Raw genomic sequence first — 16,530 nt, 5'->3', positions numbered from 1 at the left:
AAAACATGAGAACACAACTTAAACAAAGCTTCAGATCTTATTGCAAAATGCTTTTAGCTATTGCTGTTATTTTCACGCTTTATTCAATTGATACACAAGCTCAAACCACCCAGGCCGATTCCCTGGCTAAGATCAAAGCCGATAGTTTGGTCACCCGCAGGATAGCTACTGGTACCAAAGTAGGTATTGCCGGGCTCAATCATGATCATATACATCTGATATTAAATGAATACCGCCACGGCAATGTGAATATTGTCGGCATAGCCGAGCCAGATAAAAAACTTTGGCAAAAGTTTGGTAAAATATATAACCTGCCTGATTCCTTGTTTTTTGAGGACCTTAAAACCATGTGCCTCAAACGCAAGCCAACCATTGTGCTGGGTTATAACGCAGTAGGCAAACATATTGATATTGTAGAAACATGCGCCCCGCTGGGTATATCCGTAATGGTTGAAAAACCTTTGGCGGCAACCCTTGACCAGGCTAAACGTATGGAGTTTCTGGCGCTTAAATATTACATCAACCTGCTTACCAATTACGAAACAACCTGGTATTCATCAGTACAAAGCGCTTACAATACGGTAAAAACCGATAGCATTGGTGCAATTCGTAAAATGGTTTTCCATGACGGGCACCAGGGCCCGCGTGAAATTGGTTGCAGTGAGGATTTTTTAAGCTGGCTTACAGATCCGGAACTGAACGGTGCAGGCGCGCTCAATGACTTTGGCTGCTACGGCGCCGATATGATGACCTGGTTCATGCAGGGCCAGCGCCCTATCGCGGTAACAGCAATCGCCCGTCATTACAAACCATCTGTTTATCCAAAGGTGGAAGATGATGCTACCATCATAGTAGAATACCCCAATGCTACCGGCATGATTGAAGCATCATGGAACTGGCCCTTCAGTATCAAAGACATGGAAATATTCGGGGCCAAAGGCTATATCCACACTTTTGATCCCGACAAGGTTCAGGTACGTATTAACAATGATGTAAAGGAATTTAAAGCGCCGCCATTGGCCTTAACAGATAGCGCCCCTGTACCCTATTTTACTGCCGCACTTAAAAATCCGCTTAAATCACGCAATGACCGTTCATCGTTAAAATACAACATGATTGTGATGCAGATACTGGATGCCGCTAAAAGATCAATTAAAGAAGGCAAAAGGATAATTTTATAACTTCAGGTTGAATATTTGTTAATATAATTGTAAACCTGCACATTTATAATATTAATTTCGCCGTTAATAATTCAATCTATAATCATTGCTATCTTATGTTAAAAAAAGCTTTTGTGTGGTTAACCGTTTGTGCATTAGGCGCAATGTCCTGCCAATCTAAACCTGCTGATAAAACAGCCAGCCCCGCTGATAAAGGTTCTGAAACTCCTGCCGCCACAACCGGCGGAAAAATCGATAACGCCGCTATCATGGCCCGTAAACAGGTGCCTGTTGTTTGCTATCACCAAATACGCGATTGGAAAGCGACTGATTCAAAAAATGCCAAGGACTACATTGTACAAATAGCCGCTTTTAAAGAACATATCAAAATGTTGGCCGATAGTGGTTACCATACCATTCTGCCCGATCAATTGTATGCCTATTTGACAACCGGCGCCCCACTGCCTAAAAAGCCTATTATGCTAACGTTTGATGATACCGATCTTGATCAGTTCACCATTGCTAATCCTACGCTTAAAAAATACGGCTTTAAAGCTGTTTATTTTGTAATGACTGTATCTATCGGCCGCCCTCATTATATGACTGCCGATATGGTTAAAAAGCTATCAGACGAAGGTAACATCATTGGAAGCCATACCTGGGATCATCACCGGGTTGATAAATACTCCCATAATTCTGAATTGAAGATCATCGGCAAAAACGGTAAAATCACTACCCGCCCTGTTGACGATTGGGTTACGCAAATAGACAAGCCTACCAAAAAGCTGGAAGAAATTACAGGTAAAAAAATAGATTATTTCGCTTACCCGTTTGGCATCTGGAAAAAACCAGTTTTACCGGAGTTCCAGAAAAAAGGTTTCAAAATAGCATTCCAATTGGCTGACAAACGCGATCCTGATTATCCGCTAATGACCGTTAGAAGGATATTAGACAGCGGTTACTGGAGCACTAAAACTTTTGGCAACAGCGTAAGAAACAGCTTTTAGTCTCCCCAGCCCTTAAAGGGGTTGTTAGCAAGATCAAACCTTATCATGTTAAAATCACTGGCATTATTGCTTTTTGTTTCAGGCATAGTTGCGTGCCAGCCAAAATCAATTCATAAAACGGCTGTGGCTTCACAGTCAGTAGCAAAACCAGCAGTATCAACAGCCATAATTCCTGTTGATACTGCTGCTATTATGAAGCGAAAACAGATCCCTGTTTTATGCTATCACCAGGTACGCGATTGGCGTGCCACTGATTCCAAAAGCGCTAAAGATGATATTGTACAAATAGCGGCATTTAAAGAACATATCAAAATGCTGGCCGACCAGGGTTATCACAGTATCCTACCCGATCAATTGTATGATTACCTCACCACAGGTGCGCCGCTGCCATCCAAACCCATCATGTTCACTTTTGATGACACCGATCTGGATCAGTTTACCATTGCTGCTCCGGAGTTAAAAAAATACAACTTCAAAGCCGTTTACTTCATCATGACGGTATCCATTGGTCGGCCGCACTATATGAATAAAGCACAGATCAAACAGTTATCTGATGAAGGAAACGTGATTGGCAGCCATACCTGGGATCATCATCCATTTCCAAAACTTAGCAGCAAGGATTGGGAAATTCAGTTAGATAAACCCACAAAAAAACTGGAAGAAATAACGGGCAAACCTGTTAAGTATTTTGCCTACCCTTTTGGTTTATGGAACAAAGAAGGGTTACCGGAATTGCATAAAAGAGGTTTTAAGGCGGCTTTCCAGCTTTCGACAAAGCGTTACCCCGGCGATCCCTTGATGACCATCAGACGGATCATCGACAGCGGGCACTGGAACTCAAAAAACCTGTTGAGCAATATCAGGCGTGATTTTTAATCTATTTTCCGGCAACCCATTTTACGGCTTCATCCAATTGTTCTAAGGGATAACCCTTGTACTGTCCCGGAAGAATATATTTAAACAGGTGACTAAACTCTCTGAACCCCTTTTGGTCGGTTACGATGGCCAGCCTGTGCCATTTCATAAAGTACTTCAGACCAATTTCAATGTTTCCGCACCAGGCCCCTGCTGTAAAATTTTGAATGTTGGTTTCCAAAACTAACAAAAAGTTGATCTTCCCTGTTTTTTCAACTTGCTCATGGAGCAAGGGTAAAAGGGCTTTTTCGTAATCTTTAATGGTTACCTCACCAACTGCATGCATACCTAACACATGTGAAGGCAAATAATTCATGTGTTCAAGCATCTTTCATATTTATCATAATATTCACAAATACCACACCAATAATTAACAGGAGGGGCTTTTTATTAAAAATGTTATGATTAACGGCTTCCTATTAATAATAGATAGATAAATACCTCCTGATTTATGAATTTTATTTTATAGTATCTTTGCACCAGTGACGCAAAACAGGACAATATATAGCCAACTGATCAAAAACGAAGCGCAAAAGCTTGGTTTCCTGTTTTGTGGTATCTCAAAAGCCGAGTTTTTGGAAGAAGAGGCCCCCAGGCTAGAATCCTGGCTCAAAAAAAACATGCATGGCGAAATGCAATACATGGAAAACCATTTTGATAAAAGGCTTGATCCCCGTTTGCTGGTTGATGGTGCCAAATCGGTAATATCATTAGGTATTAACTATTACACCAATAATAAACAAGAGGACCCTAACGCTCCCAAAATATCAAAATACGCCTACGGAATTGACTACCATACGATTATAAAAGATAAATTAAGGCAGCTTTTACAGATCATCAATGAAAAAATAGGCGAAGTTGGCGGTCGTGTATTTGTTGATTCGGCACCGGTGCTTGACAAAGCCTGGGCAAAAAAGGCAGGCATGGGCTGGATAGGCAAAAATTCCAACCTGTTAAATAAAAAAGCTGGATCCTTCTTTTTTCTTGCCGAACTAATTATCGACCTGGAACTGGAGTATGATATAGCCCCCACAGTGGATCATTGTGGCACTTGCACCAATTGTATTGACGCCTGCCCTACCGATGCTATTGTTGGCCCTTATGTAGTTGATGGCAGTCGTTGCATCTCCTATCTCACTATTGAGTTGAAGAACGAGATTCCACAAGAGTTTAAGGGCAAGATGGATAACTGGATGTTTGGATGTGATATTTGCCAGGATGTATGCCCCTGGAATCGTTTTTCGATACTGAATACCGAATCTGCCTTCAATCCACATCCCGAACTGCTTCATTTGAAAGCTGATGACTGGCAGGAGATAACACAGGACGTTTTTCAAAAAGTATTTAAAAACTCAGCCGTAAAACGCACCAAATTTTCCGGACTGAAGCGGAATATTGAATTCCTGAACGATAAAAGCTAAAGGCATAAAAAAGGAGTGTATCACTACAACTCCTTTCCCTATTCTTGTCTCTTATTTTCTTAGAAGATCTATCCCTTTTTAAACTTCAAAGCTAATTGCTGCAACATATCGTTATCAACAGGCTTTGCGGGTTCTTCTTTCTTTTTAAAAGGTTTAGGTGGATATTGTGTACGGGTATGATCGGGTTTGGTAAACTCCTTTTTAGGATAGTCTGCCTTCGGAGCATCTGATTTTGGAGCTTGTTGCTCTGGTTTTGGCTGTGCTGCTGCTTTAGCCTGGCGTTCAGCCGCTTTTTTACCATTCCAACGGGTATATATTTCTTCGAGTTTCCTTTTGGTATACAATGGAAAATCGCCCTGCATCATCCAGGAGTAATAGCTTGGTTCTACGTTAAATACATCCTCAACGCGTTTACCTTTATGCTTGCCAAAATTAATCAGCTCTTCGCCTTGTTCGTTAAAAACCATACGACCAGCAAAATCAACCGGTTTACTCAAATTAGTGAAATTATGCAATGCTTCTACGTCACCTACAACAGGCACACTGATATTTCCTTTCTTATCTTCCCACTGCATATTTTCATAACGCTCTATCTGCGCCAGCAAAACTTCCATAGTAGCGCGGGTATCAGCTTCGGCCGAGTGGGCGTTTTCAATGGTTTTATTACAGTAAAACTGATAAGCCGCTTTTAATGTACGCTGCTCCATCTGGTGAAATATATTTTGTACATCCACAAAATGACGTTCATCCAGACTAAATGATACTCCCGCGCGTAAAAACTCCTCCATCAGCATCGGTATATCAAACTTGTTAGAATTGTAGCCGGCCAAATCGCTTCCGCCAATAAATTCTGCTACCGCCTCTCCTATTTCTTTAAACAGCAATTCATCCTTGATGTGTTCATCATAGATACCATGCACCAGTGATGACTCCAAGGGAATGGGCATACCCGGATTAACACGCCAGGTTTTTACTTCCTCGCTGCCGTCCGGATTTAGTTTTATTACAGAAATTTCAACTATACGATCGGAACCAATATTGGTACCGGTTGTTTCCAGGTCGAAAAAAGCAAGAGGGCGTTTTAAATTTAATTTCATTTTAAAAGGTATCAATAGTAGATGGTACAAAGGTCGCAAATGTCCTAAAAAGAATCAGCAGAATAAATTTTTTAATTTATTTAATATAAACGTTTTATTTTTAATTTAATACCTTCCTATTTTATCACAATATTTCATGAAGAAACTTTTACTCATTACTCTTTTATCCATTGGTATACAACACTTTGCAACTGCACAAGACTTTAAAGAAGGCTTTGTACAGGAAGAGGTAGATATGCAACGCTATGATAAAGATACCGCTGCTCACGCCGTATTTATAAATGAATTTGGTAATTCCAGGATCGACATAGCCAGTGACGACCATATCAGGCTCATTTATAGATACCATGCTAAAATAAAAATATTCGATAATAAGGGCTTTACCAGCGGCACTATCGAGATACCTGTACATAATAATGACAATGTAGCCGAAGAAGTGACCGACATAACCGGCACTACCTACTATAAGGATGATAACGGCCTGATGCAAAAAATAGACCTTGACCCTAAAAAAGTATTCAAGGTAAAAGATTATAAATACGGAAGTACCGTTAAGTTCGCCCTCCCGGGCCTGCGTCCGGGCTGTGTTATTGAATTCAGGTATACGCTGATATCTCCTTTTTGGGATAGCTTTCGCAAATGGGAATTCCAGGATGATATACCCAAGATCTATTCCCAATACGAGGCTCACATACCTGGCTTTTGGACGTTTAACGTGTCATTAAGAGGGCCTTACAAACTTACAAAGACCAGCTCCGAACTTGAGCGGGAATGCTTTACCTCGCATGGATCAAAAAGCGACTGTTCGCACATGGTTTATGGCATGAAAGACGTACCAGCTTTTGTGGAAGAGGATTATATGACCTCTCCCAAGAATTTTTTATCGGCCATATATTATGAGCTTGCAGAATGGACTAACCCTTACACCGGTGTTAAAACCCTTGAAACCAAGGAATGGAAAGATATAGACCATCAGCTTAAAATTGATGAAGGGTTTGGATCGCAAATGAAGCGAAAAGAACTGATGAAGGAGCGCATTGCTCCGGTTATAGCCGGCAAAACCACCGAAATGGATAAGGCTACCGCTATTTATGCCTATCTGCAAAAATGGTACAAATGGAACGAATATATTGGTATATCCAGCCCAGATGGCATCAAGCGTGCCATGGATGCCCACACTGGTAGCATCGCCGATATCAATCTTACTTTGATCACCGCATTAAATGCGGCAGGCATTAATACCGAGGCTGTATTACTATCAACCCGCGAACATGGCAACATCAATACGCTGTACCCGGTAATCAGCGATTTTAACTATGTGATAGCCAAAACAAATATTGATGGAAAACCCTATTACCTGGATGCCAGCGATCCTCTGTTATCTTTTGGGGTACTTCCGCTAAAATGTTTGAATGATAAAGGTCGTGTGATAAGCCTGGACAAACCCTCATACTGGGTTGAACTAAGTTCCTTACAAAAGGCTAGCGAGATCCATACACTTGATCTTACCCTGCTTGAAAACGGAAAGATCAAAGGCACCATCAGTAATTATTATAATGGATATAACGCTTATCTAAAACGTAAAGCGATCAAAAAATTCAACTCCATTGATGAGTATATAGAGGACCTGGACGGAAAGCTGCCCAAAATAAAGATATTAAAATCGTACATTACTAATCTGGATACCCTTAGCCAACCCCTCGGCGAAGTACTGGAGGTTGAAATAGATGCCTTTGATAATATGAACAAAGCCCGCCTGGTCTTTAACCCCTTCTTTTGGGAAAAAAGAACCAATAATCCTTTTAAACTGGCCGAGCGTGATTACCCGGTTGACTGGGGCATGGCCAGCGACAACAGACTTGTTATAAATATGCACCTACCCGCTCAATACGCTATTGAAACCCCGCCACAGGTAGTGGCTTTTGCTTTACCCAATAACGGCGGTATGTTTGTTACCAATTATGAAAGCCACGATAACGAGTTTACTTTTTCAAACATTATCCGGTTCACCAAGGCTATTTATACCCCCGAAGAATATCCTTACCTTAAAGAATTATATAACAAGATAGTCCTTACAGAAAAAACTGATATGGTCTTCAAGAAAAAATAATGAGAGCTCCTTTATTACTATTTTTTTTATCCATCATAGGTCTGGGTGCCAGTGCACAGGATAATTATGATGTATCTCTTATCTCCAAAGATCTGTTGCCATATGCCAGTGCGGTAGTGCGTAATAATGAGGTGAGCGTTGAGGTAAAGGATTATGATAATACACTTTATCACATCAAAACCGCGGTTACCATCTTAAATAAAAATGGCAACGATATAGCCGATATTGTAGTTTGGCACAATAAAAGCCGTGTAATAAAAAGCATTAAAGGATTGGTTTACAACCAATTTGGCAAACAGGTTAATAAATTCTCAGAAAGCGATTTCGAGGATGTGAACGCGCAAGATGGGTTTTCGTTATTTCAGGATTTAAAGGTGAAACATTATAACCCTGCTGTAACTGATTACCCATATACCATTGTTTATGAATATGAAGTAAAATCAAAACAGTCACTTAATTTCAGCGATTGGGAACCCAACTCAACTACCGGACAGGCTGTTGAAAAAAGCTCGTATACATTTAGCTGTAAACCCGATTTTAATATCCGGTACAAAGAGATCAATATGCCCGTTAAAGTAGTTACGGGTATTAATAAAGATGGTTATAAAACCTATACCTGGCGGGTTAATAACTTAAAAGCAGTTAAGGACGAACCTTATAGCCCTAATGAAGATAAGTACCTGAGCAGTGTTAAAATAGCCCCCGAAAAATTCAGTTACGAGGGTATTACCGGGTCGTTCAATAACTGGAAGGAGATGGGGAAATGGATATATGATAAACTACTGGCCAGTCGCCTGCAGGTACCTGGTGCTACAGCATCTTATATTAAAGAACTTACCAATGGTATCACCGATCCAAAATTGAAAGCCAAAAAGATATACGAATATATGCAGGGTAAAACCCATTATATAAGCGTACAGGTTGGTATTGGAGGGTATCAGCCCTTTTTGGCTGCCGATGTGGATCAGCAAAATTATGGCGATTGTAAGGCATTGGTGAATTATACCCAGGCCTTACTTAAAACCGTAAATATTGATTCCTATTATTGTATTGTTGAAGCCGGCAGCCGCAAGCAAAGCCCATTAAGTGATTTTGCCAGCATGAACCAGTTTGATCATGTTATTTTATGCCTGCCTTTTAAAAACGATACTGCTTTTTTAGAGTGTACCAGCCAGAAAATACCTTTCGGCTTTTTAAGTGACTTTACCGACGATCGTACCGTGTTAGCCTGTACCCCTGAAGGTGGAAAATTACTTCACACGCCCAAATATACGGCTCCAAACAACTTGCAACAGCGTAAAGCCACCTTCGTTTTAGATGTGCAAGGCAATTTATCGGGCGAAATGCAAACTATTTTTAAAGGCACTCAATATGATAACCGGGAAGGAATAATTGAAGAAGCGCCCAAAGAGCGAATAAAAAACCTGCAGAAAGAATACGCCATCAACAATATGGATATTGAAAAAGTAGACTTTAAACAGGATAAGAGCCTGCAGCCTGTAACTACCGAAACCATTAAACTTAATGCGGGTGAATACGGATCTGTAAACGACGGAAAAATAACTTTCCTGGCAAATGCTACCAACAGAACCCACACCGTTCCACGCGAGGTGCGTAACCGTCGCCATGATGTGTACATTAACCGAGGTTATACTGACGAAGACGAGATCATTTATACCTTACCGGCAAACTATCATGTTGATCTGCGCCCTGTCGATGTTTCCATTAGCAAACCATTCGGTAAGTTTTCGGCAAGTATAAGCGTAAAAGGGAACGAACTGGTATATAAACGCCGTGTACAATTAATTGACGGAACTTACAGTAAGGACATTTACCAGGACCTGATCGATTTTTACCAGGCCATTGTAGAAAGTGACGACAACAACGTTACCCTGGCTAAAAGTAACTAAATATCACAATGCCAAGTATAATGCCGATGATCATCACCAGATAAAGCAAAATCTCGTTACCTGCAAAACGCTTATATTTAGTCCAGAAGGAGTAATTCTCTTTTTGATCTGACATAATGCAGCAAAATTACCAATTAAATTAAAACTACCGGAAATAGATATGGTAAATGAAGATGAAATAAAAAAAGAGTTTCAACTGGAACGGGTTATACTTTTTAGTGATGCCGTATTCGCTATCATTATCACCATTATGGTTTTGGAGATAAAACTACCCGAAAGCCTGCATCACGCCAGCGCCCGGCAAATAAACGAGGCATTCACCGATCTGCTACCCAAGTTTATTGGCTATGCTTTCAGCTTTGCATTAATAGGCAGCTTTTGGTACAGGCATTTACAGATCTTCAGCTTTTTAAAGGATTATAACGTAAACCTTATCGTTATGAACCTGGTCTTCCTGTTTTTTGTTTCTATGTTCCCGTTTGCGGTAACTTTTATAACCGCTGGTTTTGATCTCATCAAATACAGCTGGGGATTGTTCTCGTATATCGGCATTATCTTTTTGGTTACTTTATCTCAAACAGTGCTTGTTTATTATCTCCTAAAAAATAAAAGTCTGCTTTGTGTAAATGCAGCCAATATGGAAACTGTGCTTAAATGGAAGGTACAACGTATCAACTTTATTATTATCCCACTGGGTTTTGTTTGCATGGCATTGATCACCTGGCTTGAGCTTGATACAAAACTGCTGCTCTATTTCGTGGGTTTATATGGGATACTGATAGCCGGACTTAACAGAAGATACTTTCCGGATCAAAACAACTCGGCACCTATGCTTTTTCGGCACTTCAGATCGCGTAGAAAAACTGTTGCAAAACCCGTTAAGAAGGTAGAACACAAAAGTAAGCGTTAACTCAACAGGTTATTTCCCGGCACTGGCATCCGTTACGCTGGTATCCGCTATGATGGAGCCTGCACGCGAAAAGTATTTATATATAGAAGGATCGCGCAGACGAACAATGATCACTCCCCTCCTGGAACTAGCGTGCACCACATATCCGTTTTGCAGATATACACCCACATGGCTAAACTGCTTACCGTCAAAATCAAAGAAAACAAGGTCGCCTTCTTTCAGATCCTCTTCATATTTGCGTTTGATCACGGTGATCTGCTTACTGGTCATCCGCGGAATGGTAATACCATAAACCTGCTGCTCCAGTAAAAAAGCAAGGCCCGAACAATCAACGCCATCTTTATCCAGGCCACCAAATTTATAAGGTACCCCCATCCATTGGTCGATGAATGCATACAAACGCCCATTTTCGATATTGCTCCTGTCCACCCCCATGATTTGTGAATATTTATCGGCCATTTCCGTCCTCGGTTTCACAATTTCGCCAGGTTGCCCCTTCATCGCAGCCTTACGCGAATGACAGGAAGTTAACACCAATGGCACAAAAAACACGGCAAACAAATAAAGCAGATGGCGATGTTTAGTCATGAAGTAAAATTATACTTAAACCATAGTTATTTAATATGGATATTTTTAACATATTAACAATAAATGGATGTGCAGATGTAAGCCTCAGATGTGCAGATATGCAAATGTGCAAATATGCAGATGATAATTAAATGCCCATATCGGCTTTAATCAACACATCTGAAACGACGCAGCCAGCAACGAAGCTAATCTTCACATCCGCACATCTGCATATCTGCACATCTAAAATCCGCATATCAAAACTTAGGGGACTGTGGGGCTAAGTATTTCCCGAACCAATCAATATAACGCTGTGCCCTGTCAACCTGATAGCTTGGTATACTGATACCATGATACTGCCCCGGATAAAGCACCAGCTCGGCTGGTACACCTTGCGACTTAAGCGCCTGGTACATTTGTTCACCTCCTGCGGTTGGTACGTTAAAGTCTTTCAAACCCGACATAAACAGCGTTGGGGTCTTGATCTTATCTGCATGAAAAAACGGATAAGATAGTTTAATATACTTATCAGCATTCTTCCATGGAACGCCCAATTCATTATCATACTGAACTACCCATTGATCACTGCCATAAATAGATAATTGCAATGCGCTCCCCGCTCCACTTGCCGCGGCTTTAAAACGGGGATCCGTAGCTATGGTATAATCTGTTAATATGCCGCCATAACTCCAGCCGCCAATGCCCAGTCGCTGCGGATCGGCTACACCCGTTTTCACCAGTTCATCAACCGCGCCCAGCAGATCCTTTACTTCCTTATTGCCCCAATCGGCATAAATGGCTTTGGTATACTCTAAACCCCTGCCGGTACTGCCCCGATAGTTAACAGCGGCTACAGCATAACCTGCACTGGCCAGTACTTGCCTTGTGGCATCAAATTCAAACTCATCCTGGTCGGTTGGCCCGCCATGGATATATAAAATAAAAGGCAGTTTCTGCGTTACAACACTGTCTGGAGTATACAAAATACCCGACACCAGCGTACCATCGCTACTAAATGATTGAAAACCCTTCACGTAAGCCAGTTTAACCTTGCTCAGCCATTTGTCCTGATGAAAAGTAAGCCGGCGTATCTTACCATTTTCAATAGCCACCAGTTCATGTGGCATATGCGGATTGGTCATTTTGGCTATCCAGTTGCCCGGCGAATGGGCTATCAGGGCTTCAAAACTGCACTGGATTCCTTTATTAATTACAGTGGATTTATGAAGCAACAGATTATACTGGGCCACATACCTGATCCGGTCATTACTTACCAGGTAAACTATATTCTTACCATCTTTACTCCAGGCATGATTACTCACTGGTCTGTCCAATTGCGCGGTAAGCATCTTATTATTTTTACCATCCGCATCCATGAGGCAAAGTACATCATGCTGATAAATAAAATAATCGGCATCGCTGGTTGAACGCAGGTAAGCGATATATTTACCATCGGGGCTCCATAGCGGCTTAATATCATGACCTGTAAAAGTGGTTAATTGTTTGGCCTCGGCCCCGCTTTTGGCCTCAATGGTAAAAATGTCCGAATTTTCGTTTTTGTCGGGATCATCAGTATGGTTACTTACAAAAGCTATAGTTTTACCATCCGGGCTCCAAACCGGCGAATCATCATCCATATCCCCTTTGGTTAATGTATCCAGTTTTTTGACATCAATATCATATACATACAGGTGCGCGTGCAGGTGCTGCAGATACCCCTCAATGTCCTGTTTAAAATGATAGCGATCAATTTTAATAGGGGCAATTGTTTTGGGTGTTGGCTTACCACCATTTTCAGGGTCTTTGATGATGAGGGCAAGCTTTTTACTATTCGGAGACCATGCGTAATCCTGCAATTCTCCTTTAATATCGGTAAGCTTATGTCCCTCGCCTCCCCGGCGATCCATTAGCCAAACCTGCCCCCCGTTTTTAGAGTCTTTTTCGGATAAAAACGATAAATATTTACCATCCGGGCTCCATTTTGGTGTTGACGAAGGTTCATCATCAAAAGTAAGCTGGATAGACTGCTTACCATCATAACTCTGCATCCAGATGTGTGATATCCTTTTATCCTTAGCCGAGTCAACTTCGGCCAAACTATAGGCGACCCATTTGCCATCGGGTGAAAGCTGCGGATCATCCAATGTAGGGATATGATAAAAATCGGTTGGCTTGAACGGCTTTTTAACGGTTTGAGCCAAAGCACTGCTGCCAATAAGTACAGCTATGATCAACAGTATATTTTTATTCATATGGTCAATTTTATTATTTCAACATCATCTTATCAGTAGATGAGCGGTGGTGAAGTTAGCTATCAGAGTATAGTGACGGTTCGGGTTTACTTTAAGTATTTATTATACCAATCCACATAACGCTGTAACCTGTCAACCAGGTAGCTTGGCTTGGTAAGGCCATGGAATTGGTTGGGGTACAGTATCAATTCTGTTGGGACTCCTTGCGATCTCAGCGCCTGGTACATTTGCTCACTCCCCGCTGTGGGAACGTTAAAATCGCGCAGGCCAGACATAAACATCACAGGTGTTTTTATTTTATCAGCATGGAAGAACGGATATGATAGCTGTATCCATTTATCGGCAGTTTTCCAGGGCAGGCCAATTTCATTTTCATACTGTAATACATACTGATCGCTTCCGTAAACCGATAGCTGCAATGCACTACCTGCACCGCTGGCAGCCGCCTTGAAACGAGTGTCTGATGCAATGGTATAATCGGTAAGGATACCTCCGTAACTCCATCCGCCAATACCTAAATGATCAGGATCTGCAATTCCCATTCTTTCCAGATGATCAACTGCGCCCAATAAATCTTTTACTTCTCTATTACCCCAATCGGCATATATGGCTTTACAGTAATCAAGTCCGCGGCCATTGCTGCCCCGGTAGTTTACGCCGGCTACAGCATATCCAGCCGCGGCAAGCATTTGCCGGGTAGCATCAAAGGTATACTCATCCTGCCCAACCGGGCCGCCGTGTATAAATAAGATGAGTGGCCATTTTTTACCAGGAATGCTATCCGGTGTAAATAATATTCCCGATACCTGTGTACCATCGGCACTGCGCGATTGAAAACCCGATACCTGGGCCAGCTTTACTGTATTTAACCATGCTTGATGATGAAAGGTTAAGCGGCGAAGTTTTTCGCCTTCTAAAGCAAATATCTCTGCAGGTGTATATGGATCACTTTTAGCCACCACCCAATTACCGGATAAATTGGTATTGATATCGGTAATACCGAACATCCCCTTGCTTATAGTTGCTATTTTGCCGCTGTTAATATTAATACTGGCCAGATAACGCTGCCGGTCGTCCGTTACTAAAAATGATATGTTTTTATTGTCCTTAGCCCAGGTTTGGTCAGATACCGGTCTGTCGAGCTGTGTTGTCAGTACCCTGTTATTGGAACCAACTGCATCCATGATACATAGTACACTCTGGTCATACATCATATAATCAGCATCGCTTGTAGTACGCAGATAAGAGATATAACGGCCATCAGGGCTCCATTGCGGGTTACTATCCCGGCCTTTCCAGGTGGTTAACTGTAACATGGTAGAATTGGGCCGGGCATCGATGGTGAAAATATCCTTATTCTGGTTTTTGTCCGGATCAACGGTGCGGTTGCTTACAAAAGCGATAGTCCTGCTATCTGGTGACCATACCGGAGAGTTTTCATCCTTGTCGCCTTTGGTAAGCGTATCCAGTTTTTTAGTAGTTACATCAATCAGGTACAAATGATCACGTAACTGCTGTAAATATCCTTCTACGTCTTGTTTAAATTGATACCTGTCAATTACAATAGGTTTGGGTGTTTTAGGTTCTTCCTTGCCTTTGTTTTCGGGATCACCTATGACCAGCGCTATTTTTTTACTATCGGGCGACCATGCATATTCACTCAAACTACCTTTTACATCCGTCAGCTTAAAACCCTCACCTCCCCGCCTGTCTATCAGCCAAAGCTGCGAACCATTTTTGGAATCGCGCGAAGAAAGAAACGCCAGATACTTGCCATCGGGGCTCCATCTTGGTGACGAAGCCGCTTCATCGCCGTGCGTCAACTCTATTGACTCTTTGCCATCCCAGCTTTGCATCCATAGGTGAGATACGCGTTTGTCCTTAGCCGTATCAACGGTTGATACACTATAAGCCACCCATTTACCATCCGGAGCAATCTGCGGATCGCTCACTGAAGGTATACGGTAAAAATCAATTGGCTTTAAGGGTTTCTTTTCCTGCGCCGATACCAAACAGGCCGCAGAAAGGGCAATAACAGACAATAAGGTTCTTTTCATAAGGTGTAAAGAATACGGGTGGTAATTTAGTAATTATGCGGCATAAACCTCACCTAAATCCTCTCCAAAGGAGAGGACTTTGATTAGCAAAAATTCAATTAGCAATAAACTGAACAGCTGAGTATATATTTTTATGCTATGCGCATTATTAATTAAAGCCATACTTATAAAGTCCTCCCCTTTGGGGAGGATTATTACATGAGGGCTTCGCCGTTTAGGAGGGGTTATATCACCCCTGCCTTTTCCAGCTCTACCTGCATTTGTTGCTGCATGCGTTGCGCTTCGGCGCGGGCGGCATCGGCAAAATCTTTCCCGTTACCAGCATAAATAATAGAGCGCGACGCGTTCACAATGAGGCCGCAGTCTTTAGTGATACCATAGCGGCACACTTCTTCCAGGCTCCCACCCTGCGCGCCAACACCAGGCACCAGTAAAAAATTATCTGGGGCATATTTGCGGATGTTAGTAAACTCGGTGCTTTTGGTAGCGCCAACCACATACATGATCCTGTCGGCACCAGCCCAGGTATTGGCCTTTTGGATTACGGTTTCGTACAAATAACCATCACCTGTTTGCAGGTATTGAAAATCCTTACTACCTACCGATGATGTAAGCGCCAGCAGAATGATCCATTTACCCTCATAAGCCAGGTACGGGGTCACACTATCATTACCCATATAAGGTGTAATGGTAATGGCATCAAAGCTCATGCCCGAAGCTTTTTCATCAAAAAAAGCCTGCGCGTATTTATCAGAGGTATTACCGATATCGCCTCTTTTGGCGTCTATTATATTTAAGGTATCAGTAGGCAAATACTTCCAGGTGTCAATCAAACTTTGCAGCCCTTTTATTCCATAGGCCTCATAAAATGCCGCGTTAGGTTTGTAGGAGATGCAAAGATCCTTAGTGGCATCAATGATCCTTTTATTAAATTCCAGTATCGGATCGGGGTAATCCTTTAAAAATTCGGGGATCTTATTGATATCAGTATCCAGACCAACACATAAAAAAGATTTTTTCTGTTTGATCTGTTCAATTAGCCGGGCGCGTGAAATCATTAATGCTTAAATATTTTGAATGTCAAAAAAACTAAAAAATTAGCTTATATGTGGTCAATTATCAGA

General features: G+C 41.8%; 14 protein-coding genes. 7 read left to right on the top strand and 7 right to left on the bottom strand.

Annotated elements, in window-relative coordinates; all coding sequences use genetic code 11:
- Positions 1 to 5: 5 nt before the first annotated feature.
- The 3 genes from AC57BQ_RS03685 to AC57BQ_RS03675 all read left to right on the top strand — a co-directional run bounded on the left by AC57BQ_RS03685 (position 6) and on the right by AC57BQ_RS03675 (position 3,043).
- Entirely contained in the window at positions 6 to 1,181 is a 1,176-nt protein-coding gene (locus AC57BQ_RS03685; RefSeq protein WP_496404977.1) for a Gfo/Idh/MocA family protein, read from the top strand.
- 95 nt (positions 1,182 to 1,276) lie between these two features.
- On the top strand, positions 1,277 to 2,167 hold the full coding sequence (locus AC57BQ_RS03680; protein WP_496404976.1) for a polysaccharide deacetylase family protein: 891 nt from the start codon (positions 1,277 to 1,279) through the stop codon (positions 2,165 to 2,167).
- Between the two features lie 45 nt (positions 2,168 to 2,212).
- Positions 2,213 to 3,043: a polysaccharide deacetylase family protein gene (locus tag AC57BQ_RS03675; protein WP_496404975.1), complete on the top strand. Its 831-nt coding sequence runs from the start codon at positions 2,213 to 2,215 to the stop codon at positions 3,041 to 3,043.
- Position 3,044: 1 nt separating this feature from the next.
- Here the strand turns inward: AC57BQ_RS03675 and AC57BQ_RS03670 are convergent, their stop codons facing one another.
- On the bottom strand, positions 3,045 to 3,410 hold the full coding sequence (locus AC57BQ_RS03670) for a SpoIIAA family protein (RefSeq protein WP_496404974.1): 366 nt from the start codon (positions 3,408 to 3,410) through the stop codon (positions 3,045 to 3,047).
- A 154-nt stretch (positions 3,411 to 3,564) separates the two neighbouring features.
- Between AC57BQ_RS03670 and queG the strand changes: the two genes are divergently transcribed.
- Complete coding sequence (gene queG, locus AC57BQ_RS03665; RefSeq protein ID WP_496404973.1) at positions 3,565 to 4,503, top strand: tRNA epoxyqueuosine(34) reductase QueG; 939 nt, start codon at positions 3,565 to 3,567, stop codon at positions 4,501 to 4,503.
- 68 nt (positions 4,504 to 4,571) lie between these two features.
- On the opposite strand, the gene AC57BQ_RS03660 is transcribed toward queG, so the two are convergent.
- Positions 4,572 to 5,600 (bottom strand): exonuclease domain-containing protein, encoded by a 1,029-nt coding sequence (locus tag AC57BQ_RS03660; protein ID WP_496404972.1) that lies wholly within the window; start codon positions 5,598 to 5,600, stop codon positions 4,572 to 4,574.
- A gap of 136 nt (positions 5,601 to 5,736) precedes the next feature.
- On the opposite strand from AC57BQ_RS03660, the gene AC57BQ_RS03655 reads away from it, so the two are divergent.
- Positions 5,737 to 7,710, top strand: a complete 1,974-nt coding sequence (locus tag AC57BQ_RS03655) for a DUF3858 domain-containing protein (protein ID WP_496404971.1) — start codon at positions 5,737 to 5,739, stop codon at positions 7,708 to 7,710.
- Positions 7,710 to 9,620: a DUF3858 domain-containing protein gene (locus tag AC57BQ_RS03650; RefSeq protein WP_496404970.1), complete on the top strand. Its 1,911-nt coding sequence runs from the start codon at positions 7,710 to 7,712 to the stop codon at positions 9,618 to 9,620. Before AC57BQ_RS03655 ends, AC57BQ_RS03650 begins: the two co-directional genes overlap by 1 nt.
- Here AC57BQ_RS03650 and AC57BQ_RS03645 read toward each other — a convergent pair.
- Positions 9,607 to 9,735 (bottom strand): hypothetical protein, encoded by a 129-nt coding sequence (locus AC57BQ_RS03645; protein ID WP_255366852.1) that lies wholly within the window; start codon positions 9,733 to 9,735, stop codon positions 9,607 to 9,609. The two genes, AC57BQ_RS03650 and AC57BQ_RS03645, sit on opposite strands and share 14 nt — an antisense overlap.
- A 45-nt stretch (positions 9,736 to 9,780) precedes the next feature.
- Here AC57BQ_RS03645 and AC57BQ_RS03640 point away from each other — a divergent pair, with 45 nt between their 5' ends.
- Positions 9,781 to 10,530 carry a TMEM175 family protein gene (locus AC57BQ_RS03640; RefSeq protein WP_496404969.1) on the top strand — a complete coding sequence of 250 codons (750 nt, stop codon included), beginning with the start codon at positions 9,781 to 9,783 and terminating at the stop codon, positions 10,528 to 10,530.
- A gap of 9 nt (positions 10,531 to 10,539) precedes the next feature.
- On the opposite strand, the gene AC57BQ_RS03635 is transcribed toward AC57BQ_RS03640, so the two are convergent.
- From AC57BQ_RS03635 to pyrF, 4 genes are all read right to left on the bottom strand, one after another.
- The gene (locus AC57BQ_RS03635; RefSeq protein WP_496404968.1) at positions 10,540 to 11,118 is read right to left on the bottom strand and encodes a C40 family peptidase; all 579 of its coding nucleotides are present in this window, start codon (positions 11,116 to 11,118) and stop codon (positions 10,540 to 10,542) included.
- A gap of 236 nt (positions 11,119 to 11,354) precedes the next feature.
- Positions 11,355 to 13,349, bottom strand: coding sequence for a S9 family peptidase (locus tag AC57BQ_RS03630; protein ID WP_496404967.1), 1,995 nt, complete (start codon positions 13,347 to 13,349; stop codon positions 11,355 to 11,357).
- A gap of 86 nt (positions 13,350 to 13,435) precedes the next feature.
- On the bottom strand, positions 13,436 to 15,406 hold the full coding sequence (locus AC57BQ_RS03625) for a prolyl oligopeptidase family serine peptidase (RefSeq protein ID WP_496404966.1): 1,971 nt from the start codon (positions 15,404 to 15,406) through the stop codon (positions 13,436 to 13,438).
- Positions 15,407 to 15,630: 224 nt separating this feature from the next.
- Positions 15,631 to 16,461: an orotidine-5'-phosphate decarboxylase gene (pyrF, locus tag AC57BQ_RS03620; protein WP_496409455.1), complete on the bottom strand. Its 831-nt coding sequence runs from the start codon at positions 16,459 to 16,461 to the stop codon at positions 15,631 to 15,633.
- Positions 16,462 to 16,530 lie beyond the last annotated feature (69 nt).

The sequence above is a fragment of the Mucilaginibacter sp. BGA-UO-ETr-C110 genome, from assembly GCF_059567985.1.
The sequence above is the reverse complement of the archived record's forward strand: the minus strand, read 5'-3'. Positions and strand labels throughout refer to the sequence as shown.